Consider the following 2137-nt stretch of genomic DNA (forward strand, 5'->3'; position numbering starts at 1 on the left):
AGCATCGGGCATCTTGCCTGTGGATTCAGATCCGATCGCCTCATTTAAGATGAAACAGTCCAGTCGGGTGGGTTAGGCGTGGCAGTAATTTTGAGGAAAAACCCACAACTTTTCATCCGCGCCGTAACCCACCATTTCTTAATGCACAGTTTGAGCAGAAACAGTCCAGTCGGGTGCGTAAATTGGTCTAAAAACCGGGTTTATATTAAGATATTTGGTTGTCAACTGACACTCTTCTAGAAACCCGGTTTATCAAATAGTTTGATCGCCCAAATAATTGCTGGTGTCCCGAGCCCATTGCACTGGTTCGCACCTACACAACCGGGGATATTTTACGGCGTCATTTGACGACAACGTTGCGACATTCCTACGCGATGGGCCGCGCCTTGGGCGAAAGTGCGATCGCCCTCGAAATCCTCACCAACAACGTCATGCTGATCGTTCACAGCGATCGCTAATTCACCCCCGCCGATTTGATGCGGCGATGCGGTTTGATCCCCCATTATCCCCCTTAAAAAGGGGGACTTTGAGATTTCACCGACTGCACGATACCTGTAAATCGGCGGATTTCGATCCCTTCAAACACTACCAAGAGGTTATGATGATCTGTCCTTACAAAGAAATGAAACACCTGCGATCGCTCCCCTGCACCCGCGAAGAACTGGGCGGCTGGGTTTACTGTTCTTTTTGCGGTCAAAAAATGCGGCGAGAACTGCTATTCGATCCCGTCGATAGTTTGATCGGATTTTTGGTTGTCGCCCTAATTTTTATCTTTCTGGCGAACTCCCTCGGAAACCGTTTGAGAACCCCGGAACCCGCCGAAATCAATTTCGATCGCGCCCCTTCTCTGACTTTTGATTAGTTAGACTCCCCTCTCCCAAAGTTGGGAGAGGGGTTGGGGGAGAGGGCGAGAAGTGTTGACTTTTGATGAGTCGGTTGGGTTGGGCAATAGATGCTGTTTGCAAATGCCTAAAATCATTGTCCGACACCATTAGACTCCCCTCTCCCAAAGTTGGGAGAGGGGTTGGGGGAGAGGGCGAGAAGTGTTTCCGGGTTTGTGAAGAAATGTTGCGCCAACGACGTCGGAAATGAAACCCAACCTACCCCATGAAAACCCCATGAAAAAACGAGCGATCGCACCCATAAATTGCCCTCCGACGGAAATAGCGGGGGTTGACCAAAAATGGTGACTGAAATCATCAATTGTTGTTATCTCAATCACAATTTTGTCTGATAAAGATCACCGATCGGGCCGATCGCGCTCATCTTAGCTTTATCGTAGCATCACACAAGAAACAGTTTTATTAAGCCATGATAAAGATACAAGGAGCATTGGAGCAAAAACGATGACAAGTTACGGCAATTTCATGAACAACTCTCACGTTTCCCTGGAAGAACTCTTCGGCCAGGTCATGTTCTCCAATGTGGTCACTCCACGCGATCGCCAACTGTTGAAAGCCGCTCTCCTCAGAGAAACCCTCAGTGAGGACGAACAGGCGATCATCAATCGCCTCCTATATAACGTGCGTCGCGGGTGGGTTCGACTCGTCGAGGAGTGATGCCGCAATGTCCGACATCGCTCCGCCCGCAACCCTCCCCCGCCGGAAGCCGATCCGCTACAATAATCGAAACTTCCGTTCAGCTTGTGAGATCTCGTGCAATCCACCATTTTGCTTGTTTCCCACGGCAGTCGCGATCCGCGCCCCCAGTTGGCTTTGGAACAGTTAGCCCGAGAGTTGGGGGATCGCCTCGCCGTTGATGATGGCGGCAACTCGACCTCATCAGTCGTCGGAACCGGCGTTTTGGAGTTGGCCCCCATTCCCCTCTCCGAGCAAATTCGGCAATTCGGCGAGTACAGCCGATCGCTCGGTGCGAATCAAATTCAGATTTTCCCGCTTTTCCTTTTACCCGGCGTCCACGTTTGCGAAGATATTCCCGCAGAAGTGGCGATCGCACAACAGTTCCTCGGGTCGGCGATCCGGCTCGATGTCAAACCCCACTTGGGAACGGCATCTTCCCAACTGGCGGCATTCCTCAAACGTCAGATGGATGCGATCGCCGCAGATGCCTGGATTCTCCTCTCCCACGGCAGTCGCCGTCCCGGCGGAAATCAACCCGTCGAACACCTCGCCGCCGA

3 protein-coding genes are annotated in these 2137 nt (G+C 51.7%); all 3 read left to right on the forward strand.

Going from position 1 to position 2137, the window contains the following annotated elements; genetic code table 11:
• Positions 1 to 598: 598 nt before the first annotated feature.
• Positions 599 to 862, forward strand: a complete 264-nt coding sequence (locus tag AC0QHF_RS23675; protein WP_324706723.1) for a hypothetical protein — start codon at positions 599 to 601, stop codon at positions 860 to 862.
• Positions 863 to 1346: 484 nt separating this feature from the next.
• Positions 1347 to 1559: a hypothetical protein gene (locus tag AC0QHF_RS23680; protein ID WP_324706724.1), complete on the forward strand. Its 213-nt coding sequence runs from the start codon at positions 1347 to 1349 to the stop codon at positions 1557 to 1559.
• A gap of 96 nt (positions 1560 to 1655) precedes the next feature.
• A partial coding sequence (locus AC0QHF_RS23685; protein ID WP_324706725.1) for a sirohydrochlorin chelatase occupies positions 1656 to 2137 on the forward strand: 482 nt, incomplete at its 3' end.

This window comes from Lyngbya sp. CCY1209 (assembly GCF_055795065.1).

Coding starts and splice junctions, on each gene's coding strand:
- AC0QHF_RS23680 (WP_324706724.1), top strand. CDS start 1,347: ATGACAAGTTACGGCAATTTCATGAACAACTCTCACGTTTCCCTGGAA.
- AC0QHF_RS23675 (WP_324706723.1), top strand. CDS start 599: ATGATGATCTGTCCTTACAAAGAAATGAAACACCTGCGATCGCTCCCC.